Here is a 24,521-nt window from a genome sequence, read left to right on the forward strand (position 1 = left end):
AATCAAACACAGTTCAATCGAGGCTTCATAGACAGGCTTATTTTGCTGCTTCAATTGCTTTAAGCACTTCTTGCTTAGCAACTTCAGAACCTTCCCAACCTGTTAATTTAACCCACTTCCCTGGCTCTAAGTCTTTATAGTGCGCGAAGAAGTGTTCAACTTGTTGAATGAGTAAAGGTGGAAGATCCGTGTACTCTTTAATATCTTTATAAATTGGCGTTAACTTGTCGTGTGGAACTGCGATTAATTTCGCATCGATACCACCGTCATCTTCCATGTTCAATTTACCCACAGGACGGCAACGAATTACTGAACCTGGTTCAACTGGATGTGGCGTTACAACAAGTACATCTAATGGATCACCATCTTCAGACAAGGTGTTTGGTACATAACCATAGTTCGCTGGGTAGAACATTGCTGTACCCATGAAACGATCTACAAAAAGTGCATCCGAATCTTTATCAATTTCATATTTGATTGGTGCTGCATTTGCAGGAATTTCGATGATCACGTAGATATCGTTCGGTGCATCTTTACCCGCAGGGATATTGCTGTAGCTCATAACATCACTCTTTAACAAGTTAAATCTTTTAAAAACCGCATCGATTATAACGGTTTTTGAGAAAAAAATATTTCTGCGATTATACATCCACTGGGTGAAAATATGTATGTTTCGCACTTAGCCCATCGTCAGTCGAATGACCAACAATAATAAACAAATTGGGCAAAGCAGTGACAACAGCCAAACGATCGATCGAAGCGTCGACCAATTGGCCAAATAGCAAATGCCATACACCACACGAAAGACAAGATAGGCAATACCAAACGTCATGGTGACCACTTGCGGAATCACCATATATTCAGCCATTAAGATAGCGGCAATAAATAACGGTAAACTCTCAAAACTATTTTGCTGTGCCGCATTGGCACGTGCAGCCAGACCAGTCGTTTTGGCGAGAAATTCACGCGGATGTTGATTATCTTTGGCGCGAAATCCTGCTGTTTTTTTAGCAATGATTGTAAATACGTAAGGCAGTAAACAAGCAATTAAAATGAGATAAATAATCCCGCTAATGCTTTGCATTGGTTTTTTCTCATCAAGATCATTTCAAAGGCTATCATAGCATGGCATTCCGAGGATAAATTTGGTTAAATTATAGTGTTTTTATAATTTCCCGATGAGACTCCTGCATGGCTAGCCCTGATCAAAAAGAAATGTTCGACGTGCTCGAAATTCAGCGCCGACATCAACGCCAAGTGGATCGTGTTTTAAAGATTGTGCTTCCCGTTACTGCATTTTTATTGGCAGTCATTTGTGCCAATATGAATATTGGTTCGACCCTTGGCACACTGGTCATGCTGATCATTGCATTTTGGATGGTCGGGATTAAACGTCAAAACCTATGGTCTTGGTTGCTTGCAGTGACCGTCTATTGTCTGATCGATAATATCCTGAGTTTTGGTAGTTTTGCTTTCCCAGCTTTTAGTCGTCAGTGCGGTACGATGCTGACCTTTGTTGGCATTTTGGGCATTGGCCGTCCCTATATCGACCGCTGGTTAATGAAGAATTAAATGTGAACATGAAAAAAAGCGCCTGACGGCGCTTTTTTTATTTGAACTTAAGCTGTTTTACGTAAATCTTTACGTAGGATTTTACCTACGTTTGATTTCGGTAACTCATCCAAGAATTCAACATAACGCGGACGTTTGTAGCCCGTTAAGTTCTCTTTCGCAAAGGCCAAGACTTCTTCTGTAGTTAAAGATGGATCTTTCTTCACCACAAACAGTTTTGGTACTTCACCTGATTTTTCATCAGGTACACCAATGGCAGCCACTTCCAATACTTTAGGATGCTTTGAAACCACTTCTTCAATTTCTGAAGGGTAAACGTTAAAACCAGACACTAAAATCATGTCTTTCTTACGGTCTACAATTTTCACATAGCCGCGAGCGTCCATGACACCAATGTCACCCGTACGGAAGAAACCATCTTCAGTCATCACTTTAGCTGTTTCATCTGCACGGTTCCAATAGCCACGCATTACTTGTGGACCACGGATTGAAATCTCACCTTGTTCACCCAGTGCAACTTCCTTACCGTCATCATCCAAAATTGCAACTTCAGTTAATGGCAATGGAATACCAATCGTGCCACTAAACTCTTCAGACGCTGGCGGATTTGCCGTTGCCACAGGTGAAGTTTCAGATAGGCCATAACCTTCAATGATGTTGGTTCCAGTAATTCGCTTCCACGCTTCTGCTGTAGAAGGAAGGACAGCCATACCACCGCCCATCGCCATTTTCAATTTACTGTGGTCGAGTTGCTTAAACTCTTCATTGTTCACTAAAGCATTGAATAGCGTATTCACTGCTGGGAAGAATGACGGTTGATATTTACGTAACTCTTTCATCACCGCAGGTAAGTCACGCGGGTTCGGAATCAAAACGTTGGCTTGGCCTTTGTACATGCCGTACATCGCACAAACCATGAACGCAAAAATATGATATAGCGGTAATGCACAGAAAATGCGGTCATCAGGCTGACCATCTTGTGCACCAAATTTACTTTGGAAAATACCGTCACACTGCAACATGTTCGCCACAAGGTTGCGATGCGTCAGTTCTGCACCTTTTGATACCCCTGTAGTGCCGCCAGTATACTGAAGCACTGCTGTGTCACTTAACGTTAAGTTCGGACGCTTATAATTGCTCGCGCTGACTTTCGACATTGCTGCGTTAAAGCGAATATGGCCAGGAATATTCCATGCTGGAATTTGCTTACGCACTGAACGTAATACAAAGTTCACCAGTGTGCCTTTTAATGCACCCAACATGTCACCTACAGAGGCAATCACGACATGTTTAACTGGCGTTTTACCATTAATTGCTTGATAAACAGAAGCAAAGTTTTCGATGATCACCAAAACTTCTGAACCCGAGTCATTTAACTGATGTTCAAGTTCGCGCGCGGTATACAGTGGATTGACGTTAACCAGTACTAAACCTGCACGGAATACACCCAAAGCAACGATAGGATACTGAAGAACGTTCGGCATCATCACAGCGACACGTGAGCCTTTTGCTAGACCCAAACTTTGTAAATACGTTGCAAATTTACGGCTTGCTTCCTCTAACTCATTAAAAGTGAGCACTTTATCCATAAAGATAAAAGCATCACGAGAGCCAAATTTTTGGAAATTTCGTTCAAAAACATCTACTAATGACGTGTTTTCTGGTGGCAATTCTACAGTCTCTGGAATCCCCGTTTTTTGGTATTCTGCGAACCAAATTTTTTCCATATCGCCCGATTCTCCTATCAGTAATCCTTAAATTTCAACTATTGTTCTCAATATTAAGCGCTCTTTATTTAACTTGTGTTGCTTAATACTGCATCCATTTCCCGCATACATACCATATATAACGTATTTTGATCGATGGATGCTAGTTTTATCTCTGAACTAACAGTTTATTTGCTTTTTGATAACCACGTGGTAATAACTGCCCTTTTGATGCTCTTTTGCCTATGTATTTTTGCAAGTCATCACCCTTCAATTTTAATTGCTGCTGTCCTGCAACGACTTGCAGTATTTCATCTAGCGTTAATCTTGTCATGAATACAATTTGATCTTTCTCTTCAAGTTGTATCAATTTATTACCTTTACCTTTATTCAAAACAGGCAACTCTGACAACTCTAAAATCAACAAACGACCCGTTGAGGTCAATAACGCCAAATGGGTGGCCTGATCAACACTGGTTAACGGCATAACTGTGGCTTTTTCAGGTAAAGTCAGGAAGGCTTTACCTGCTTTTGCATTGGTATCTAACTGTTTTGCCTGTGTTTTAAAACCATATCCTTTACTGCTCAGCGCCACGACTTCGGTTTCATCATCAGCAATAAAGACTTGTTTAAAACCGATACCACTGGCTGGGGACAATTTTGAACTCAACGGTTCTCCCAGACCACGTGCGGACGGTAGGCTATTAATGGCTAGTGCATAACTACGCCCTGACTCATCCAGCACATACACGCGCTGATTAGATTTGCCTTGCGCATGACTGAGGTATTGATCGCCTGCACGGAAGTTCAAGTTTTCAGCATCAACTTCATGACCTTTGGCTGAACGAATCCACCCCGCTTCAGACAAGACCACGGTCACAGGATCAGCAGGCATGAAATCTTGCTCACTCATCGCCGTCGCTTCTGCACGATGCACGATTGGTGAACGACGGTCATCGCCGTATTTTTTCGCATCATCTTTGAGTTCATTGATGATCAAAGCTTTTAAAGACTCTGGATTAGCCAACTGTTCACGAATCAGTGCAGCTTTGGCCTCTAACTCTTCTTGCTCACGGCGCATTTCCATTTCTTCAAGTCGGGCCAAATGACGCAACTTGAGTTCTAAAATGGCTTCGGCCTGAATATCATCAATATTAAAACGTGACATCAACTCCGCTTTGGGCTGTTCTTCTTCACGAATAATACGAATCACTTCATCAATATTTAAATAGGCAATAATCAAACCGCCCAAAATATGTAAACGTTTTTCAATTTTATTCAGGTGATATTGCAACCGACGGGTAACGGTTTCCTTTCGAATTTCAATCCACTCCAGCAAAATACGACGAATCGATTTCACTTGTGGACGACCATCCGCGCCAATCATGTTCATATTGACCCGATAACTCGACTCAAGGTCAGTGGTGGCAAAAAGATGACTCATTACCGCTTCAGCATCAATCCGATTTGAGCGCAGTACGATTACCAAACGGGTTGGGTTTTGATGATCCGATTCATCTCGTACATCGCTCACCAAAGGCAGTTTTTTCGCCTGCATTTGATCTGCAATTTGCGAAATAACTTTCGAGCCTGACACTTGATAAGGCAAGTCCGTGATCACAATTTCATTTTTTTCGATGCGATACACCGAACGCATACGATAACTACCACGCCCTGTACTTTGAATTTTTAACAGCTCTTCAGGTGGCGTAATAATTTCTGCTTTGGTCGGCAAATCGGGGGCAGGAATATATTCTGCAACTTTTTCATCGCTTAAATTTGGATTGCGAATTAAGGCAATGGTGCCTTTCACGACTTCACGCAGGTTGTGTGGTGGAATGTCCGTAGCCATACCAACCGCAATGCCCGTAGTGCCATTTAACAAAATATTCGGAATACGTGCAGGTAAAGTCACAGGCTCTTTCATCGAACCATCAAAGTTATCCTGCCAGTCACAAGTCCCCTGTCCCAGTTCAGACAAAAGCACTTCACTATATTGAGATAATTTGGCTTCGGTATAACGCATCGCAGCGAATGATTTCGGATCATCGGGAGAACCCCAGTTACCCTGACCTTCAATAAACGGATAACGATAACTAAAAGGCTGCGCCATCAGCACCATCGCTTCATAGCAGGCCGAATCACCATGCGGGTGATACTTACCGAGCACATCGCCGACGGTACGCGCAGATTTTTTGGGTTTACCGCTGTGTTTCAGCCCCAATTCGCTCATGGCATACACAATACGGCGTTGTACAGGTTTTAAACCATCGCTGATATGCGGTAAGGCACGATCCATGATCACGTACATGGCGTAGTTGAGATATGCTTGTTCAGTAAATTCTGCTACGGAACGGTTTTCTGTCGCTTGATGCGCAAGGTTCGTCATAACAACCTGTCATCCTAATTAATCGTTTTTTGTTTAAGTTCTTATGCTATGTCGCAGGCTCTGCCTATACAAGTGAAAGCGTACACCACTACGACAAATTGCGTCTTTAGATGTTCCTAGTGTCGTAAAATTATCCATTTTTTTTAAAATGAGCAACTAATTATTTTGAAGTTCAGTTCCTGTGTTCATCTCTGCTCATCAATGAAAATGGTTAAGCAACTTCAGTCTTCTCAACTTGATCGATACGATCGACAAAAAAATCGGGGCATCCGCGCCCAAAATGCGACACAACCAATTGGGTAGATCACATCAATCAAGTCACAGCTATTTTAAATAGCCTCATCATACACGGGGCTAACTTTTATCAAAATGCAACGTTGAGAAGCCACATTTTGGCCGAGCAGATTGAATTTTTTATTGCTGAGTTGGATCTTGTTATCGGCTATTTTCAGATCCATCATCTAGATTTTATGTTGAAGTGTATTGAAGACTGAGAGTCTCAGCACATCTTACGCTCAATCTTCAGCATGGACTAAATTACAGTCCAATTTCTTCCAATGTTTTGCCTTTGGTCTCTTCACCCAAAATCAAAATTACCGCTGCAACCGCAAGCAACACTGCGGTAAACATCATGAAAATCGCACTAAATCCATTACTCTGTACCATCATATGTGTCACCACCATCGGTGCGACAATGCCGCCCATACGACCAATGGCTGATGCCCAACCCGAACCAAAAGCCCGGATATTGGTTGGATATTGCTCTGGGGTATAGGTATACAAGACGCCCCATGCACCGAGGTTAAAGAATGACATCAGACAACCCCAGAACATGATCATGCTCACAGTATCAGCTTGACCAAAGAAATACGCGGAAACTGCACACATGCCAATAAAACCAGCCAAGGTTGCTTTACGTCCCAGCTTTTCGACCAGCCATGCTGCGGCCACATAGCCTGGCAGCTGTGCCAAAATCATCACCAAGACATACTCAAAAGACTGAACAATGCTATACCCCTGCTTCACCAGCAAACTCGGTAACCATGTAAAAATGCCATAATACGAGTAGACAATACCAAACCAAATCAACCACAACATCAAGGTTCTACGCGCAAATGCCCCTGACCAGAGCTGGGTAAAGGACACATTCTTTTTTTCTGCCACGGGTTTAACGATGATATGTTCAACGACTTCAACACCACATTGACGTTCAATCTGCTGCACCAAGGCATGCGCTTCCACAATACGACCACGGTTGATGAGATAAGGAATTGACTCAGGCACCTTGAACCAAATCACAATGGCGTACAGTGCAGGAATTCCACCGATTAAGAAGGCCATATGCCAGTCAAATTTTGGAATCACAAAATACGCCACCAATGCAGCGCAAAGCCAACCCAGGCCCCAAAAACTTTCTAGCAGCACGATAAAACGCCCACGCACCTGCGCAGGAATGTATTCACTGACCAAGGTCACCGCTACTGGCAACTGTCCACCTAAGCCTAAACCCACAATAAAACGAAACACCAACAACCACGTTAAGTTCGGGGCAAAGGCACAGGCCGCCGTCGCTAAACTGTAAATCACTAGGGTCGCGGCAAAAACTGTTTTACGTCCGATGCGGTCGGCCAAGCCCCCTGAACACACTGCACCAATCGCCATTCCGACAAAGCCAATGGAGACTACCCAACCTTTCTCAGTTGGACTCATATGCCAATCTTCGGCCATTTTTGCCAAAATAAAAGAAATCAGCCCCGTGTCCATGGCATCGAACATCCAGCCCAAGCCAATCACCCACAACAAGGTGTAGTGAAATTTACCGATCGGTAAGCGTTGTATGCGAGAAACTAAATCCATAGCTCGGCCTCTAAAGCGGGAAAAGATAGCAGGCTGCTTTCTCAACAGGCTTTATCATTATGTGCTTTTTTTATACAAATAAGGCAGTCAAATCACTGCTATTTTAGCTGGCATCTTTCGAGGAAGCAGATTGCTCATCATCGTCTTGATAAATGAATTTTGGCATTTCTAAGCCAAAGTAAATCGCGATTAGACGTAAGCTAAAACCAAAGATCAAAGTCGAAATCACAGTCAGCTCAAGTGATAAACCCAGCTGAATGCAGCCCCAATAGAAAATCACCGCGACAAAAGAAATACTGGCATACAGTTCACGGCGGAACACCAAAGGGACGTCATTACACAAAATATCACGCAAGATACCGCCTGAGACTCCTGTCAGAACCCCTGCAACTGCAGATACCACAAAGCCATGTCCCATTTCTAAGGCAATTTGACAGCCGATGATGGTAAAACCGATCAGGCCCAGAGCATCGAGCACCAAGAAGATATTACGTAAATGGCGCATCCACTTGGCAATCAAAATCGTCATAAAAGCGGCAAAACAGGTCAGCATCAAATATTCAGGATGCTTGACCCAAGTCAGCGGATAATGTCCTAATAACACATCGCGGACAGAACCGCCGCCCAGCGCTGTGACACAGGCAATAATCACCACACCAAACCAATCCATACTACGCCGACCCGCCGACAGTGCACCTGTCATTGCCTCTGCTGTGATCGCTATAATATAAATAATAGTGAGTAACATCGCCTGGATTCCATATAGGCTAATTGATGCGCGCTATTCTAAGCCAAATTTGCTTAAAATTATAAAAATTGTGCACAACATTGTTTAAATTTTTTCCCTGAACCGCAGATGCACGCTTGTTTCATGGTGATATGCATTTCAGTGGTTGGATCTAAAAAATACCATGCCTCTGCATGTTTCACAAAATGTGAAATTTCATGATGTATCTGTGGCGATGTACCATCATGATAATAGGCTTTGAACTCGACCATGGCATGGTTTTTATCGAGTTTTTCATTGGCCTGCACGACGTCTAACTTCAACCATTGATTGCTTCGACTCCACTCTGCAATTGCTGCAACATCTAGAGCCTGTTGCTGCCCCAACGCTGTGGTTTGTACAATGTAATCAATTTGTTGTTTAGCAAAAGCACTATAACGTGAGCGCATAAGTTGAGCCACGCTCTGCGCATGACTTTGTCCCAAGTGCAAAGGCTGACAGCACTGCTTATATTCGCCCTGTCCACACGGACACTCAACATTACTCATGACTTTTCCATAAAAAATAGCTCGACATTGCGAGCTATTTTAACCTGTTCAAACCAGATTACGGTTTGTTTTAAGATGATTCCTTGTGCAGATCCGACTTTGGAATCACATGCACCTTTTCAATTTTGTGCCCATCCATCGTCACCACTTCAAAAATACAACCATCTGCTTCAAGGCTAGAGCCATTTTCGGGTAAACGACCTAAATGAAAGAGGATATAGCCTGACAAGGTTGAGTACTGATCAGACTCGTCGACCAAATCACGATCCAACAATAACGACACATGGCGAATATCGGTTGAACCATCGAGCATCAAGCTACCATCTTCTAAACTTTCAGCCACATTATCTTCTGCATCTTCATCAGGGAACTCCCCTGCAATCGCCTCTAATACGTCAATCGGCGTGGCAATCCCTTCAATCGAGCCGTATTCGTTCAAGACCAAAGCCATTTGCAACGGTGCTTGACGCAATTGTTCCATCACCATCAGGACTTGCGCATTTTCATGCACAATCACAGGTTCACGTAAATGTTTATCAAAATCGAGGATACCGGTTTCGATATATTCGTTTAAAACTTTATGGGTCAGCACCACACCTGCAATGTTGTCTAACTCGCCCCGTGCCACGATTAAACGTGAATGCGTAATGCTAAGTAGTTGTGATTTGATTGAGGCTTCTTCATCCTCTAAATCAATCCACTCCAACTCTGGACGTGGTGTCATCACGGACTTCACAGGACGCTCGGACAAACCCAGCACCCCTTGCACCAAGACACTATGATAGACCCCATTTTCAGGATCAAATACTTCATCCGCATAGGCGCGAGTTGCCAGGACATCTTCAGGCTCAGAGGCATGATCACTATTTTTACCGCCCAACATTCGCAGCACCGCAGATGCAGTTTTATAGCGAAGGTCTGTGGTGGTGACCATTTTTTCTTGATTACGGCGCATGGTTTGGTTGATGAATTCAACAATCACTGAGAAACCAATCGCGGCATATAAGTAGCCTTTTGGAATATGGAAACCAAAGCCTTCTACAATCAAAGAGAAACCGATCATCATCAAGAAGCCGAGACACAAAATCACCACGGTCGGATGTTTGTTGACGAATTCCATCAAGGCTTTCGATGCCCACAGCATAATGCCCACGGCGATAATCACCGCAATCATCATCACAGACAGGTGTTTAACCATACCGACTGCGGTAATCACCGAGTCTAAGGAAAACACAGCATCCAAAACTACAATCTGAACGATTACCATCCAAAACACAGCATTGGCTGGACTTTCTTCTTTCTGAACCACTTTGGCGTCAATACGTTCATGCAGTTCCATGGTGCCTTTAAACAGCAAAAACACCCCACCAAACAGAAGAATCAAATCGCGTCCTGAGAAAGGATGATCGAAGATATGGAACAGCGGTTCGGTCAGTGTCACCACCCAAGCAATTGAGGCCAACAGCACCAAACGCATTAAGAGTGCAAGGATCAAACCAACAACACGGGCCGTATTACGTTGTTCTGGTGGAAGTTTCTCCGCCAAAATCGCAATAAAAACCAAGTTATCAATCCCGAGCACAATTTCCAGCACCACTAAGGTGAGTAATCCTACCCACGCAGAAGGATCAGACATCCATTCAAATATCATGTGATCTGCTCCTGTCGAGGGGAAATATATGGTGCATAACGCAACTTAAGCGGATGAAAAGGAAGATTCAGCACCAATGGCTGTAATTTTTTTTCGGAAAACTGAAGATGTCTTGAGCGACAACTACCACTACCCATGTTCGTTCTTGTGTTGTAAAACAGGAAATAAGTATAGGCAAGATCTACATGAAATTCATCTTTTTTTCAAAAGCGCACAGTTTTAAAAGATTTAACAAATTATTACCCGATTGTTAGATTAAATACAGCTTGCCGTCACATTTCTTGCTTAAACTAAGAAAGAAAAAGTAGATAAAGCAAAAGGTAAAAACATACGCCATGAATAGTGAATTAAAAATATCCTCTCTCAACACTGAAGTAAATGTTCAAACCACTCAACCTCTGATCGCACTTTACTGCGGTTCTCGTTCAGGCAATAAACCGATTTATCAAGAAAAAGCGATTGCACTGGCACAAGGTTTAGCTAAACAGGGTTTTGGTCTGGTTTATGGGGGTGCCAGTATTGGCCTCATGGGACAAGTGGCCGATGCCATGATTAGCCACGGCGGTGAAGCAGTCGGCGTCATTCCAGAATTTATGCTGGATTATGAAATTGCGCATCACCAACTGACCGAATTACATGTTGTACAAACCATGCATGAGCGCAAAGCCTTAATGGCCGAACGCGCAAGCGCCTTTGTCGCACTACCCGGCGGTTTAGGCACTTTTGAAGAAATTTTAGAAGTGGCAACCTGGGGACAACTGAACCAACATCAAAAACCGATGATGATTTATAACGTCAATGGTTTCTATGACGCACTGATTGCCCAGTTGGATCATGCAGTAGAAGAAGGTTTTCTACCGCCACAGCACCGCGCAAAACTGATTGTGTGCAACCATGCTGAACAGATTTATTCAGCCATTGCCAACCTCGGCAGTCCAGCGCACTTTGCCATTTAAACCCTGTTCTTAATGCCATAAAAAAGCGAGCCTAGAGCTCGCTTTTTTAACATATACGGTTATTGCCCATAATGAGTAACAAAGTTATAGAACCACGGCAGTGTGGTCGCCAAAATCACGGACATGGCTAAGCCAAACATCAATTTCATCGCATCTTTACTGACGTTACGCGAAGTGCGATGTTTGTTCACTTCATCAAAAATCATCGACATTGCAAACTCACGACCTGCAAGTAAACCTAAGAATACCCATGTGGTACTCATTGGAATATTACTCCACTCTTTGAAGACCAACAAAATGAGGGCATACATAAAGTCAATAATGGTTGCTGCACGAATATCAGTAACACCTGTTTTGGTATCGACAATCTTCTGAATCGCACCACCACGTTGGTACAAAATTACCGCCAACAACACCACAAAGACCGTGATGGCAAACAGTAAAAATGAAAACGGCACTTGACGGGGTACATAGACAAAAATATTAGCCAAATCTTGAATCAGCCACTGACTCCACAGAAAAGCCGTAGAAACCCACTGTAGCCCAATCCAAATATGCGACGGTTCTTGATTACGGGTTTTCGCAAAATACTTCGCGACTTGGCGCATTACAAAACGATAGACAATAATCGCAACCACAAAGGCCACCGCGTAGCCCATCATCGATTTCACCATCATCGAGCCTAAACTTGCAGGCGAGAAAATGGTTAAGACTAAGAAAGTGGTACTGACGGGAATTCCGTATTTGGTTAAAAATAACAGTAAAATCGGTGGCACAATATATAGCCACGTGACCCCACCCTCAGGAAAAGGGATCGTTTCTAAACGACCATATGATGCATCCCCCACACCGGATGCATACCAACCATAAATCAACACCACCACCAAAATGGTGCTGATAAAGAGCCAAAGCACCCACCATGGACGATGTGCATTGGATGAAATAAACGTACCTAATGTCTGTGGCACATCATTTCCGACGATAGAATAAGCGGCTAAACAGAAGCCTATCACCATCAAAATTTCGATTGTCATAAAACCAACCTTTTGAATAATTTATTCCAAGACAGTGCCCTTGGATGTTTGCCAAAGATTATGACTGTTTTATTTCATTTTCATGACATCCCTGTCATATATTTTTTGTAGCGCCATAAAAAAAGAGCACCGTAGTGCTCTTTTTTCAAATTCAAAACTCAGTTTTTTAATTGAGTTTGACTTCATAAACCGCTGTACTACCACTGACTTCATTTCCCACCACCAACAGCGGGTGACCATTTGGTGAATTCTTCGCCGCGATGAAAATCAAACCTTCTGGGCCTAAGTCACCTTGCTTCGTGACCTCTGTTTCCGTGGTGTTGCGATGGTTCAGATACTGAACAAATTTAGCCTGATTCGGGTTGCTAATGTCGTACACCATGATGCCACTGGCACGCTCAAGTCCAATAAAGGCAAAGGTCTTTTCACCAATTTTACCCAAAGTCACGCCTTCAGGTTCAGGACCTTTATTGTCACTACGGTCATCAAATTTAAATGCTTCATGATTGCTATTAAACTGCTCTGGGAACAACTCCGCAATTTTTCGCTCAAACTCACTCCCCGAGTCCCACACAATCTGTTTGGTTTCAGGGTCGACAATACTCACCGAACGACCACCATAGGCGTATAATTTGTCATAAGTCAGACGACCATTTTCATCCAACTTCGGCAGACCTGTTAGTGGATCTTGTTGATAACCTTGCGTCCAACTAATGGTCAAACGTCCAATTTGTGAATCTTTAATTAAATTATCCGCGCAGACTTCTGTTGCATCAGCCGTTTGACAAGGCTTAAACACCTCGGGGTTTAATTTTGCCCCTTTCACGCCCGGTGCAAGCTGACGTAAATGCGCGGCATAATCACCTTTGGCGTCAAAACCTGCTTTTTTAAACAAATGTTTGATGCGTATCTCTTCAGCATAACCAGCATTTAAGTCCCCGCCTTCAAAGTATTTGGCTTCATCCCTTAGCCATTCACGGGCATCCCCCTCATTGGCCGTGACCAAATAGGTTTTGCCGTTGGCTTGATATTGTGCAATGGCATCGGGCATATACATGCCATATAGACCCGGCCAAGAGCTTATATTAATCATGCCGGCATCTTTTGCACATTCTGTAATACTACGCCCCAAAGAGTCTTGACCAATAGCACAGTCACGGTCACTTCCATCCAAGGTATTTTCAGGCAAACTATGGTCCTTGTAGCCCATCGGGAAAAGATCAACAAATTGATTTTTTGCTAGGTCTAGAACCCCAATGGCATTATTTTCCTGCAAACTAACCCATGCTTTTTTACCATCAGCACTGACTGCGATATACTCAGGCTCTAGGTCTTGTGCAACTGTGGTCGTTTGAATACCTGCGGTCGCTACATTTGGGTATTGACTGATGTCTGGGCCAAAAATACGAATGCCTGCATTTAATAAGTCTTGTTTACGGTCATTCCATGCGTGGAAGCCCGCAATAGTTGCTGTTGGTTTTTGAATATCTGAAATATCAATAATACTGACCGAACCTTCGGGATCGACTTGATAACCTTCATTCGGTTCTGCTTCATTCGCTACCAGTACTTTTCGACCATCAGGCGTGAAGGTCAACATATCTGGCAAAGCTCCCACGTTGACTTGACTGATAAAAGAGAGATCCTGTGCTTTAAAAAAAGCCACAATACCGGTTTGGGTTTTATCCTCAGCCTGAACTGCCAACGCGACGATGCCATTATGCACCGCGACACTATTCACTTCGGAATTGGCTAAATAAGTTTTGGCATCCAAAGATTGGATATATGTCGGCTGCGCTGGTTGAGAGAAATCTAAAACATCGACCATGCCTTTTTGTGCATTCACCACGAACAGACGCTTACTCGCAGCATCATAGGCGGGGATTTCAGCTGCACTTTGTCCAAATATCCCCGATTCATAACTTGCAAGATGAACCAGTTCAATACTATTCGGCGTGGCTTCCTCTACCACAGGCGGTGATGTGATGGTTTGCGCATCATCACTGTCATTACATCCCGCTAAGCCCAACCCCATGCATGCTAAAAAGACAGCACTATATGTTTTATTCATCATGATCTAAATATCGGTTCAAATTTAACCAATGTATGACGTACGCGTTGCAAACACATGACGTAGAGATGTCAATTTGATGGCATGTGATAAATGCACATTCGCAACAACAGTCCAACTTAAATTAAGCTAAACTGTTTAAAAATTTCACTTTGTTGTATCTATGAACCAAACGCCGACCCATCAAGCACTCGCTCCTGAGTACCGTCTTTTGGTACTTCTGGTTTCGATTGGCTTTTTTATGCAAGGCTTAGATACCACCATTGTGAATACCGCTCTACCGGCTATGGCAGCCAGTTTGAATGAAGACCCGCTGCAAATGCATAGCGTGGTGGTGGCCTATGTGCTTGCCGTTGCTGCCTGTATCCCCTTGAGTGGCTGGCTCGCCGACCGTTTTGGAGTGCGCAATACCTATTTCAGTGCCATTATCATTTTTACTCTTGCCTCACTGGGCTGTGGCTTTTCTGAAAGCTTAAATGAGTTATTGTTCTATCGCGTATTGCAAGGCATCGGTGGTGCATTATTGCTCCCTGTTGGCCGTTTAGCTATGCTCAAGGTCATTCCGCGGACGCAGTTCTTATCGGCCATGAGTTTGATGAGTCTCGCGGGACTGATTGGCCCACTGATCGGTCCAACACTCGGGGGTTGGTTGGTCGAAGTCAGTACATGGCATTGGATTTTCCTGATTAACCTCCCCATGGGGCTGTTAGGGGTCCTGATTAGCTTTAAAGCCATGCCGAATGTCACCGAGCAGAATGTACCTCGTTTTGACTTTTGGGGTTTTATCCTGTTGGTGATCACCATGGCAGGACTATCTTTAGGGATTGAAAATTTTGCCAGTCCGCACCTAACTTTATGGTGGAGTATGGGGCTGATTGTACTGAGCTTGGTGACTGCGCTTTGGTATGCCTATCATGCACATACCCATCAAAATGCGCTATTTCGCAGTAAACTGTTTCGTAACCGCATTTATGCCGTGGGTATTTTAGGTAACTTCTTTGCTCGCCTCGGTGGCAATGCCATGCCTTTTTTGATGCCACTCATGTTACAAGTGGCTTTCGGTTTTGAACCCTTTGTGACAGGGCTATTGATGATTCCGACCGTGCTGGGTTCACTGGCCTCCAAACCCATCATTCGTCACTTGATTCAGCGCTTTGGTTATCGCCACGTACTTTTGGTTAACACCTTGTTGGTCGGTGCATGTATCGCCAGTTTTGCTCTCAATACCGCAGACACCCCAACCTGGCTGCGCGCGCTGCATTTCTTTGTTTTTGGTATGCTGAACTCCCTACAATTTGTATCTATGAATACCCTCACGCTGAAAGATTTACCGCAACAAGATGCCAGTAGTGGCAACAGTTTCTTGTCGATGATCATGATGGTTTCGATGAGTATTGGTGTGGCTTTGGCAGGTACTTTAGTCAATGTCTTTACGGCATATTGGGGCACAGATCACATCGTCATGGCATTCCATAACACCTTAATTGTTTTGGGCTGTATTAACCTGATTACCGCAGCTATTTTCTGGCACATCCCCAAAGATACCGTGGATGAATAACAGATACAAAGTACCGCCATTTACTGACCATAATCATCATAGTCAGTTCCACAAATTCGAGCTATGATGATGAGCTAAAAACCAATACCTACAAAAGCATGTCCGCAAGAAAAAAAGTTTCCACGCCGTCAAAAACCTCATATCCCTATTACATACTTGCCTGTGTAGTGATGCTATGTGTCGGACTGGGGATCACCTATTTTTTCTTGCAGAACAATATCGCATCTGCCCAAGAGTATCCGGTAAAAGGCTTTGATGTGTCTCATCATCAGGGCGACATCCAATGGCAATCCATTTCTCCCCAAGAGTTTAAATTCGTTTATTTAAAAGCCACCGAAGGGGGAGATTTCAAAGACCGTAAATTTCAGGACAATTGGCTCAAAGCTCGTGAACAAGGCTTTTTGGTCGGGGCTTATCATTTTTATCGCTTATGCCGTGATGGCCAGATTCAGGCGCAGAACTTTATCGAAACTGTACCGAAGAAAACCGATAGTTTACCGCCTGTGATTGATTTGGAATATGACAGCACCTGTATCAACACCTATACCAGAGAACAGCTGCTCAAAGAAATTCAGGTCATGCACGACCAACTGTATCAACACTATGGCTTGCAACCCATTTTTTATACCTCTAAAGCATTTTATAATATTGTTTTGGTCGATGAATTTAAAAAAACTCCCCTTTGGATTCGTGAATATCAGGGCCAGCCTGAACTCAAAGGCAATCCGAAATGGACCTTTTGGCAACACACCAGCCAAGGCCAAATTAAAGGCATACCAACCTTGGTGGATCTCAATGTATTTCAAGGCTCAGAGCAAGATTGGATCAGCTTTTTAGAGCGCCAAGGGCTTTATCAACTGCCACAAAACTTACCAATCAAGTAAGCAGTTCCAAGCTCAGCATTGAAATTCAAATACTAAAATACCAAGTCAAACTATGTCGCTTATGCCGCATGTAGAACTACGCAATCGATCTGAATAGTGCAATACTGGCTTAGGTTTCAATATTAAAATTCAGCATGCGAAAAATCATTCACATCGACATGGATGCCTTCTATGCCTCGGTGGAGTTACTTGATCGTCCCGACTTAAAGCATTTACCTGTGGTGATTTCTTCACACCATCCTCGTGCCGTCATTGCTGCCGCATCCTACCCTGCACGTCGCTACGGACTCCGCTCTGCCATGTCGATGACTCAGGCCAAAAAACGCTGCCCTCAAGTGATAGTGATTGAACCTAATTTCTCTAAATATCGTGCGGTCTCAGAGCAAATTCATACAATTTTTCAGCGTTATACCACACTCATTGAACCGCTTTCCTTAGATGAAGCTTATTTAGATGTGACGGAAAATTTACAACAACTGGCCAGCGCCACAGAAGTTGCTGAACGCATCCGTGCTGATATTTTTCAGAGCACAAGACTGACCGCCTCTGCGGGTGTTGCACCCAATAAGTTTCTAGCCAAAGTTGCTTCGGACTGGAATAAACCCAATGGTATCTGCGTAATTAAACCCTCACAAGTTCAGCAGTTTATTCAACACTTGCCGCTTAAAAAAATCCCTGGAGTGGGGAAAGTCATGCAAGAAAAATTATATGCGCTCAAACTCGAAACTTTAGGTGATTTACAGCATGTGGATGAAAATATCCTGATTCATCATTTTGGCAAGTATGGCAAACAGCTCTATCTCTATGCACAAGGGATTGATGAGCGTCCTGTACAAGCGGAACGAGAACGTCAGCAAATTTCAAAAGAAACCACTTTTGATGATGACTTAACCCTTGAACAATGTCTCCCATTTTGGCCCAAGTTGATTGCACAAGTCTGGCAAAGCTTAGAGAAAAAGCAACTGTATGCCCGCGGTGTCACCGTCAAACTGAAACTGAAAAACTTTCAAACCCTACAGCACAGTAAAAGCTTCAAAATGCCATTAAAGCATCAAACTGAACTGCAAATGACCTTAGACATCTTACTCAAAGAAATGCAAATCACACCAGATCAACAATTTCGTCTTATCGGTGTTGGGGTGTATGCACTTTCGACTCAAGAGCCTTTACCCCAGCTCTCTTTATGGTCTGACTGATTGCTCAATGAGTCACTTTTTAACCAAAAGAACAAAAATAATGCAATTTAGCATTCACAAACTGTGTTTTTAGAGTAATCTAATGACGCGCTGCATTTATCCATGTAACCGCTGAGATGCTAAAACTTACCTTTACTTTTAGCATACGTCCTGTGATTGGCGTGACGATCAAATCCGAAGATTACAGGACATCTCTGATATTTATCATGGTATTTCCCCTCTATATTACAGAGCAGCGCTCTAGCATCAGAATAATCCAATATTTAAAAATATACTGTTATAAAGTCCGCATAAGATTGACCTATTAATCGCGTTCCTTCATCTTTTGTAATTCCCACGTCGAAATATTGAATTCATCCTCTGTTCACATGTACTTACAGCAAGAGATAGAATCCTTCACGCTGTAAAATTCTGCACCTGATTGAAAGCCAAGATCACAGCCATCTGTCATACATCAGTTTGTGGTAGGCTATTGAGCTACATTATTATGTTCTATTTTTATACTCATCACACAGGATGCATACATCATGACGGTTCAACGTTTGCATGTCTCAAATCGTTTTTCTGAAGTTGCGATTGCTGGCAACCTCGTTCATTTGGCAGGTCAACTGGCGTCTGACTTTGATCTCGATATTAAAGGTCAAACCCAACAAACATTCGACATGATTGACCAATTTTTAGCTGATGCAGGCACAGATAAAAGCCATATCTTATCGGTAACGATTTATTTGAAGAATATTGAACAAGACTATGCCGCTTTCAATGAAGTTTGGGATGCTTGGGTTGCAGACATTGATGCCTTACCCCGTACCTGTGTTGAAGCTAAACTTTATGATCCACGAGTATTGGTAGAGTTAACCGTTGTTGCAGTGAAACTTGCATAAAAAATACACGTATCATAAAAACATGAGTTCTCATGTTTTTATGATACGCGCTGAGATTCAGTTAGCCGATCAGACGTAATTTTCGAGTTTGTGCTGCATTATAGTAATCATATTTTTTGGCTACACGCGTATCTTTAGTCAAACGCGACGAAGCATAGAGATCGCCATAAAAATCTTCACGTAACTGATGATAGTCAGGCACTTCTTCATAACGAATCACTTTATAGCCAGCCATATCGAGGATCGCATCCTGAAACTGTGCCTTTTGTGGACGTTTCAGTGAAAGCGGATCTTCTAAAGCAACCACTGCCAAAACTTGTTGTGCACTATCCACAATGACAAAATCGGCCACCAAATTGCGGTATTTGTTTCGCGTACGCGAAAATTTTGTAGTTAGTAAGGCATCATAAGACACATGTGCCAGCACAGTATGATGCGGTAAAATTTCTTTCAAACGAGTGTAAGTCAGTTGCTCATGCATACTAAAAATAGCACGTTGTCTTAATGCACTATCTTGCTGCTTGGTCTTAGGGATCAACGCTTTACTCGCTAAAATCATGACCAGTATCAACAACACGCTACCAATTACCATATAAGTTGTCATATTTGTATCCTTTTCATCTTTATTATAATTTTCGGTATCACACCGATTTTTATCCGATCAGTATAACCTACTGACCATTTACCCAAACCACGCAATAAAAAAACTAAAGCTAAAATCAAACAAACGCTGATAAAACTAAACAATTTTTTGCAATGTCATTCGTTGTAACACGTTTTGTTTTAATCCGAATGAAATTTTGGCTCTTTCGCCTATCTACACTGTAATAGAGTGATTCATTCACGTGCAATATGATTCTTCGGATTGACCCAATTTTCCCGACGGATGGCAGAAAAGCCAATCTTTGAGCTATTTTTCTAACGCAATAAAAAGATTGATCCTAAAAAAAGGATGCCGTAGCATCCTTTTTTATATTCAGTTGCGATTAAGCACGTGACTTAGACTTCGGTTTTGATTTTGAATGTCCAAATGGCTTCTTGGCATCACCTGTTTCACGCGGTGGTAAACCTGTATGTTGCGTTAAAATCTGACCGCGCTCAGGACGCTTTTTGGTATTCGATGGACGCGATTGATTTTTCGCTTGTTGGTTACGGCTATCACCATTACGTTTTTGCGAATCACCATCCACGGTTGAGTTTTTCTTCCGAGCAGACTGATACTGACCTTCTGTCCCTTGCGGTTGATAGGTTGGAATCAAATGCTGTTTCGAGTTACCAATCAAGTCTTGGCGGCCCATCTCTTTTAAAGCTTCACGTAATAATGGCCAGTTGTTTGGATCATGATAACGCAAGAAGGCTTTATGCAGACGACGACGCTTCTCACCTTTCACAATATCCACATCTTCAGTATATCGCGCCACTTTGGCTAATGGGTTTTTACCCGTGTGATACATGGTGGTCGCGGTTGCCATTGGCGATGGATAGAAAGTCTGTACCTGATCGGCACGGAAACCATTTTTCTTCAACCAAATCGCCAAATTCATCATGTCATATTCAGTCGTACCTGGATGTGCTGCGATAAAGTACGGAATTAAATACTGCTCTTTACCTGCCTCTTTACTGAAACGATCAAACATTTGCTTGAAACGATCATAGGTCCCGATGCCCGGTTTCATCATCTTAGACAATGGACCTTTTTCGGTATGTTCAGGCGCAATTTTTAAATAACCACCGACATGATGCTGTACCAATTCCTTGACATATTCAGGGTTTAACACCGCTAGATCATAACGCAGACCCGAACCAATCAGAATCTTTTTGATGCCTTTAATGGCGCGTGCTTTACGATATAGCTGCGTTAAAGGTGCATGATCGGTATGTAAATTTTGACAAACACCCGGATAAACACATGATGGTTTACGACAGTTCTTTTCAATTTCAGGGTCTTTACAGTGCAAACGATACATGTTTGCTGTAGGCCCACCCAAGTCAGAAATGATGCCAGTAAAGCCTGGTGCGGTATCACGAATCTTTTCAACTTCACGTAAAATTGATTCTTCTGAACGGTTTTGAATAATACGCCCTTCATGTTCTGTAATCGAACAAAAGGTACAGCCCCCAAAACAACCACGCATGATATTGACAGAGAACTTGATCATGTCAAATGCTGGGAAACGAGCATCCCCATACACAGGATGGGGTAGACGTGCATAAGGTAAATCAAACACATAGTCCATTTCTTCCGTGGTTAACGGAATTGGTGGTGCATTTAACCAAACATCACGTTCGCCATGCTTTTGTACCAAAGCACGTGCATTTCCCGGATTGGTTTCAAGGTGCAAAATACGGTTGGCATGTGCATATAAAACGGGATCATCTGCCACTGCTTCAAATGCAGGCAAACGAATCACAGCCAGTTCACGCGGCGGTAATTTATGTTTAATTGCCTTTGAAGACGGCTGTAATTGCACAATTTGTGTATCAGAATCGAGTTTATCCCCTTCACGAACAATTTGATTCGTCACAATTTCTTTTTGGAAATTTTGGTATTGGGTTAAAGAATTACCCTTATCTTTTTCAATTTCACAGCCATCTAAATCTTCAGTCATCACATAAGGATTGATGATCGGATCAACACGGCCAATGGCATCCACATCATTCGATGCGATTTCCACAAACTTGGCTTTAGATGGACGGTTTAACTTATTCACGATAAATGCCGTGCCACGCACATCGGTAATTTCGTGAATTTTTTCGCCTTTGGCTAAGCGATGCATCACTTCTGTAATTGAACGCTCGCCATTACCATACATCAAAAGATCGGCTTTTGAGTCCATCAACACCGAGCGACGGACTTTGTCTGACCAATAGTCATAATGTGCAATACGACGTAAAGACGCTTCTATTCCACCTAACAATACAGGTACATCTGGAAATGCTTCACGCACACGTTGGCAATATACGGTTGCTGCACGGTCAGGACGTTTATTAGGTAAATTATCTGGCGAATAGGCATCATCAGAACGAATTTTACGATCAGCCGTATAACGGTTGATCATCGAATCCATATTCCCAGCAGTCACACCCCAAGCAATATTTGGCTTACCCAAAACTCGAAATGCTTCAACATTAGTCCAATCAGGTTGTGCAATGATCCCGACACGGAAGCCTTGTGCTTCTAACGTACGGCCAATAATGCCCGAACAAAATGATGGATGGTCGATATAGGCATCACCACAGACCAAAATAAAGTCACAACTATCCCAACCGAGTTGGTCCATTTCCTCGCGCGACATCGGCAAAAATGGCGCAGGTTCAAAACATGACGCCCAATATTTGTCGTAATCAAACAACGCTTTAGGCGCGGTCTGCATAGTATAAGCAGTAGACATGGCTAGCAATTCTCGGCTGGCAGATGAAAGATCTCAAATAAAGATCAAAGATGAAAGCCGATCATTTTACCATGAATTACATTCAGCTTGCTTGGTTAAAAAATCATCATATACAGCACGTTATCATTTATTTTTTTGTGCAAACGTAATTTCGAAGTTTTCATTTAAAAAGAAACAATTTGACATCTAAGAGCGAAAAAGCTGGCCCTTCATTCCTTAAAGAATAAATACCAATGCCCAATCACTTGGGACAGCAAGCAATACACCGAAACCCAACAGTTTCAGCTGAATTATGCAGCAAAGAATGAAAAATTAACATCAACTATAACTATGCCAATCTCTCAGAATATCCCTCACTTTATGGCATTTTTTATTTAAGACCTCACCCATTTCCTTTTAAGATTCTAATATTTAGATTGATGAAAGATGCTGCTAAAAATAAACACCATCTTTCATGATGTAAAAACTCAAATCAGTTGAGTTCTTTCATACCAACTTTATTCTTTTTGAGCGGTCGATAAATCCATAATCAACTTTGTCGCTAAATATAAACGCGGCACAATACTTTCGACCAAAATATATTCAGCATTATTCGAATGTGCACCATCACCAGATAAGCCCATTCCTTCTAAAATCGCTGCTTTCGAATTTAAGCCAGCAAATGCGGCATCTGTACCACCACCTGTTGCTTCAGCTAAGACCTTCATTGGTAAGTTAAAATCAGTTTTGTAAATAAGCTGTGCTTGTTCAGCCAATTTTTTTGCCTGTGGGTTTGCTATTAAAGGTGGCCGACGCATTTCAAACTTTAACTTAACTTCACTCTCAGCTAACTTTTTACGTTTAATCCTTTCCTGTAATACACGTTCCACTTGCTGAAAATCTTTAACTTGCAAGGCACGAACATCTGCTTGTGCAGTCGCAAGGTCTGGAATCACGTTACGCACTTTACCTGCACTCGCTACAGTCCAGTTTAATTTCAACCCTGTTTTAGGATTCGATAAATCTTGTAACTGTAAGATTTGATGTGATAATTCTGTCAGTGCATTTATGCCTGCTTCAGGCTTAACCCCTGCATGTGCAGATTTCCCGTGAACCTCTAAATATGCTGCACCAATCCCACTGGTGGCTAATCGTAAACTGCCGTCTTTACCACCACCTTCAAATGACAGAACCACATCTTGGTCTTGTGCAGTTTCAGTAATCAGTTTGCGTGAACCTGGCGAACTGATCTCCTCATCGGAGTTAAGTAAGACTGTGATCGTGCCATAATCTTGATAATTCAACTTTTTTAAAAGATCAAGCGTATGAATAATCGCAGCAACCCCCTGTTTATCATCTAAGATTCCAAGACCAAAAACTTTATCTCCTTCCATTTTAAAAGGTTGGTCTTTCAACATTCCTGTTAAATACACCGTATCCATATGAGCAATTAGCATAATTTTACTGCTGCCTTTACCCTTTAAAACAGCTTTTACCATTGGACCAGTCTGTTGGGGCGTATCATCCATACGATATATATCTTTAGCTTCTACAATACTGACCTCAGCACCTGTCATTTTTAATTGTTCGGCGACATATTTAGCGATCTTATTCACGCCGACAAGATCTTTACTCCCCGACTCAATATTGACTAAAGCCTCTAGAGTATTTAAATAATTCTTTTTTTCTGACTCAACCAGATGTTTGACCTGATCATTAGATACAGCATGTACTTGCCCAAAAGCTAAACAGCTCAACAACGCACATGAGATTAAAGGAAGTTTTTTCAGTTGATATTGAATTTTATTAGACATACTCATTATTCCATTTAAAGATATTGCTAACAAACTATGAACATTTGATCGACTATTCAATATTTTTAAAAATCTAAAAATAAAAATGTTAGATAGATTAAATGTCATGATCGATAAATAAGTAAATCAGTATGTAGAAACCTATCCTAAACCTCAATTAGACGATTGATTCATTTATTATTTTAATATTTTCCGCATAAAAAAATCCCCCTATCTCATTTGAGTTAGGGGGATTTGAATTAATGAGCTGGCGATGACTTACTCTCACATGGATAACTCCACACTACCATCAGCGCTAAGAGG

At 42.4% G+C, this 24,521-nt stretch carries 19 protein-coding genes; 6 read left to right on the plus strand and 13 right to left on the minus strand.

What is annotated here, in order from left to right; translation table 11 throughout:
* Nucleotides 1–37: 37 nt before the first annotated feature.
* Nucleotides 38–562 (minus strand): inorganic diphosphatase, encoded by a 525-nt coding sequence (gene ppa / locus KVY11_RS13990; protein ID WP_114836634.1) that lies wholly within the window; start codon nucleotides 560–562, stop codon nucleotides 38–40.
* A gap of 117 nt (nucleotides 563–679) precedes the next feature.
* On the minus strand, nucleotides 680–1,084 hold the full coding sequence (locus tag KVY11_RS13995; protein ID WP_005401007.1) for an MAPEG family protein: 405 nt from the start codon (nucleotides 1,082–1,084) through the stop codon (nucleotides 680–682).
* 107 nt (nucleotides 1,085–1,191) lie between these two features.
* On the opposite strand from KVY11_RS13995, the gene KVY11_RS14000 reads away from it, so the two are divergent.
* The gene (locus tag KVY11_RS14000) at nucleotides 1,192–1,572 is read left to right on the plus strand and encodes a hypothetical protein (protein ID WP_218289293.1); all 381 of its coding nucleotides are present in this window, start codon (nucleotides 1,192–1,194) and stop codon (nucleotides 1,570–1,572) included.
* A 47-nt stretch (nucleotides 1,573–1,619) separates the two neighbouring features.
* Here KVY11_RS14000 and KVY11_RS14005 read toward each other — a convergent pair whose 3' ends face one another.
* From KVY11_RS14005 to KVY11_RS14030, 6 genes are all read right to left on the minus strand, one after another.
* Nucleotides 1,620–3,299, minus strand: a complete 1,680-nt coding sequence (locus KVY11_RS14005; protein ID WP_168159868.1) for an AMP-binding protein — start codon at nucleotides 3,297–3,299, stop codon at nucleotides 1,620–1,622.
* A 148-nt stretch (nucleotides 3,300–3,447) separates the two neighbouring features.
* Nucleotides 3,448–5,667: a DNA topoisomerase IV subunit A gene (gene parC / locus KVY11_RS14010; protein WP_218289294.1), complete on the minus strand. Its 2,220-nt coding sequence runs from the start codon at nucleotides 5,665–5,667 to the stop codon at nucleotides 3,448–3,450.
* A 537-nt stretch (nucleotides 5,668–6,204) separates the two neighbouring features.
* A complete protein-coding gene (locus KVY11_RS14015; protein ID WP_183174241.1) occupies nucleotides 6,205–7,524 on the minus strand; it encodes an MFS transporter in 1,320 nt (439 codons plus the stop codon).
* Between the two features lie 103 nt (nucleotides 7,525–7,627).
* Nucleotides 7,628–8,272, minus strand: a complete 645-nt coding sequence (locus KVY11_RS14020; RefSeq protein WP_004692884.1) for a trimeric intracellular cation channel family protein — start codon at nucleotides 8,270–8,272, stop codon at nucleotides 7,628–7,630.
* Between the two features lie 59 nt (nucleotides 8,273–8,331).
* Nucleotides 8,332–8,799 (minus strand): YchJ family protein, encoded by a 468-nt coding sequence (locus KVY11_RS14025; RefSeq protein WP_058868708.1) that lies wholly within the window; start codon nucleotides 8,797–8,799, stop codon nucleotides 8,332–8,334.
* A gap of 70 nt (nucleotides 8,800–8,869) precedes the next feature.
* A complete protein-coding gene (locus tag KVY11_RS14030; RefSeq protein WP_218289295.1) occupies nucleotides 8,870–10,450 on the minus strand; it encodes a TerC family protein in 1,581 nt (526 codons plus the stop codon).
* 335 nt (nucleotides 10,451–10,785) lie between these two features.
* Here KVY11_RS14030 and KVY11_RS14035 point away from each other — a divergent pair, with 335 nt between their 5' ends.
* Nucleotides 10,786–11,406, plus strand: a complete 621-nt coding sequence (locus tag KVY11_RS14035; RefSeq protein WP_168159874.1) for a TIGR00730 family Rossman fold protein — start codon at nucleotides 10,786–10,788, stop codon at nucleotides 11,404–11,406.
* A gap of 59 nt (nucleotides 11,407–11,465) precedes the next feature.
* Here KVY11_RS14035 and KVY11_RS14040 read toward each other — a convergent pair whose 3' ends face one another.
* Both KVY11_RS14040 and KVY11_RS14045 read right to left on the minus strand, forming a co-directional pair.
* Nucleotides 11,466–12,440 carry a hypothetical protein gene (locus KVY11_RS14040; protein WP_004692891.1) on the minus strand — a complete coding sequence of 325 codons (975 nt, stop codon included), beginning with the start codon at nucleotides 12,438–12,440 and terminating at the stop codon, nucleotides 11,466–11,468.
* A 166-nt stretch (nucleotides 12,441–12,606) separates the two neighbouring features.
* Complete coding sequence (locus KVY11_RS14045) at nucleotides 12,607–14,514, minus strand: choice-of-anchor I family protein (protein WP_218289296.1); 1,908 nt, start codon at nucleotides 14,512–14,514, stop codon at nucleotides 12,607–12,609.
* A 160-nt stretch (nucleotides 14,515–14,674) separates the two neighbouring features.
* Here KVY11_RS14045 and mdtD point away from each other — a divergent pair, with 160 nt between their 5' ends.
* The 4 genes from mdtD to KVY11_RS14065 all read left to right on the plus strand — a co-directional run bounded on the left by mdtD (nucleotide 14,675) and on the right by KVY11_RS14065 (nucleotide 19,033).
* Nucleotides 14,675–16,069 carry a multidrug transporter subunit MdtD gene (gene mdtD, locus KVY11_RS14050; RefSeq protein WP_218289297.1) on the plus strand — a complete coding sequence of 465 codons (1,395 nt, stop codon included), beginning with the start codon at nucleotides 14,675–14,677 and terminating at the stop codon, nucleotides 16,067–16,069.
* Between the two features lie 98 nt (nucleotides 16,070–16,167).
* Nucleotides 16,168–16,953: a GH25 family lysozyme gene (locus KVY11_RS14055; protein WP_371315994.1), complete on the plus strand. Its 786-nt coding sequence runs from the start codon at nucleotides 16,168–16,170 to the stop codon at nucleotides 16,951–16,953.
* Nucleotides 16,954–17,087: 134 nt separating this feature from the next.
* On the plus strand, nucleotides 17,088–18,149 hold the full coding sequence (gene dinB / locus KVY11_RS14060; protein ID WP_218289298.1) for a DNA polymerase IV: 1,062 nt from the start codon (nucleotides 17,088–17,090) through the stop codon (nucleotides 18,147–18,149).
* A gap of 527 nt (nucleotides 18,150–18,676) precedes the next feature.
* On the plus strand, nucleotides 18,677–19,033 hold the full coding sequence (locus KVY11_RS14065) for a RidA family protein (RefSeq protein WP_218289299.1): 357 nt from the start codon (nucleotides 18,677–18,679) through the stop codon (nucleotides 19,031–19,033).
* A gap of 61 nt (nucleotides 19,034–19,094) precedes the next feature.
* On the opposite strand, the gene KVY11_RS14070 is transcribed toward KVY11_RS14065, so the two are convergent.
* The 3 genes from KVY11_RS14070 to KVY11_RS14080 all read right to left on the minus strand — a co-directional run bounded on the left by KVY11_RS14070 (nucleotide 19,095) and on the right by KVY11_RS14080 (nucleotide 24,218).
* Nucleotides 19,095–19,637, minus strand: coding sequence for a DUF2726 domain-containing protein (locus KVY11_RS14070; RefSeq protein ID WP_010325668.1), 543 nt, complete (start codon nucleotides 19,635–19,637; stop codon nucleotides 19,095–19,097).
* Between the two features lie 382 nt (nucleotides 19,638–20,019).
* Nucleotides 20,020–22,425, minus strand: a complete 2,406-nt coding sequence (locus KVY11_RS14075) for a YgiQ family radical SAM protein (RefSeq protein WP_218289300.1) — start codon at nucleotides 22,423–22,425, stop codon at nucleotides 20,020–20,022.
* Between the two features lie 497 nt (nucleotides 22,426–22,922).
* A complete protein-coding gene (locus tag KVY11_RS14080; protein WP_218289301.1) occupies nucleotides 22,923–24,218 on the minus strand; it encodes a M20/M25/M40 family metallo-hydrolase in 1,296 nt (431 codons plus the stop codon).
* Nucleotides 24,219–24,521 lie beyond the last annotated feature (303 nt).

The organism is Acinetobacter sp. CWB-G5, assembly GCF_019209785.1.
In the GTDB taxonomy this organism is placed as follows: Bacteria; Pseudomonadota; Gammaproteobacteria; order Pseudomonadales; family Moraxellaceae; genus Acinetobacter; species Acinetobacter johnsonii.

Coding starts and splice junctions, on each gene's coding strand:
- KVY11_RS14020 (WP_004692884.1), bottom strand. CDS start 8,272: ATGTTACTCACTATTATTTATATTATAGCGATCACAGCAGAGGCAATG.
- dinB (WP_218289298.1), top strand. CDS start 17,088: ATGCGAAAAATCATTCACATCGACATGGATGCCTTCTATGCCTCGGTG.
- KVY11_RS14015 (WP_183174241.1), bottom strand. CDS start 7,524: ATGGATTTAGTTTCTCGCATACAACGCTTACCGATCGGTAAATTTCAC.
- KVY11_RS14030 (WP_218289295.1), bottom strand. CDS start 10,450: ATGATATTTGAATGGATGTCTGATCCTTCTGCGTGGGTAGGATTACTC.
- KVY11_RS14040 (WP_004692891.1), bottom strand. CDS start 12,440: ATGACAATCGAAATTTTGATGGTGATAGGCTTCTGTTTAGCCGCTTAT.
- ppa (WP_114836634.1), bottom strand. CDS start 562: ATGAGCTACAGCAATATCCCTGCGGGTAAAGATGCACCGAACGATATC.
- KVY11_RS14075 (WP_218289300.1), bottom strand. CDS start 22,425: ATGTCTACTGCTTATACTATGCAGACCGCGCCTAAAGCGTTGTTTGAT.
- mdtD (WP_218289297.1), top strand. CDS start 14,675: ATGAACCAAACGCCGACCCATCAAGCACTCGCTCCTGAGTACCGTCTT.
- KVY11_RS14055 (WP_371315994.1), top strand. CDS start 16,168: ATGTCCGCAAGAAAAAAAGTTTCCACGCCGTCAAAAACCTCATATCCC.
- KVY11_RS13995 (WP_005401007.1), bottom strand. CDS start 1,084: ATGCAAAGCATTAGCGGGATTATTTATCTCATTTTAATTGCTTGTTTA.
- KVY11_RS14070 (WP_010325668.1), bottom strand. CDS start 19,637: ATGACAACTTATATGGTAATTGGTAGCGTGTTGTTGATACTGGTCATG.
- parC (WP_218289294.1), bottom strand. CDS start 5,667: ATGACGAACCTTGCGCATCAAGCGACAGAAAACCGTTCCGTAGCAGAA.
- KVY11_RS14005 (WP_168159868.1), bottom strand. CDS start 3,299: ATGGAAAAAATTTGGTTCGCAGAATACCAAAAAACGGGGATTCCAGAG.
- KVY11_RS14080 (WP_218289301.1), bottom strand. CDS start 24,218: ATGTCTAATAAAATTCAATATCAACTGAAAAAACTTCCTTTAATCTCA.
- KVY11_RS14000 (WP_218289293.1), top strand. CDS start 1,192: ATGGCTAGCCCTGATCAAAAAGAAATGTTCGACGTGCTCGAAATTCAG.
- KVY11_RS14045 (WP_218289296.1), bottom strand. CDS start 14,514: ATGATGAATAAAACATATAGTGCTGTCTTTTTAGCATGCATGGGGTTG.
- KVY11_RS14065 (WP_218289299.1), top strand. CDS start 18,677: ATGACGGTTCAACGTTTGCATGTCTCAAATCGTTTTTCTGAAGTTGCG.
- KVY11_RS14025 (WP_058868708.1), bottom strand. CDS start 8,799: ATGAGTAATGTTGAGTGTCCGTGTGGACAGGGCGAATATAAGCAGTGC.
- KVY11_RS14035 (WP_168159874.1), top strand. CDS start 10,786: ATGAATAGTGAATTAAAAATATCCTCTCTCAACACTGAAGTAAATGTT.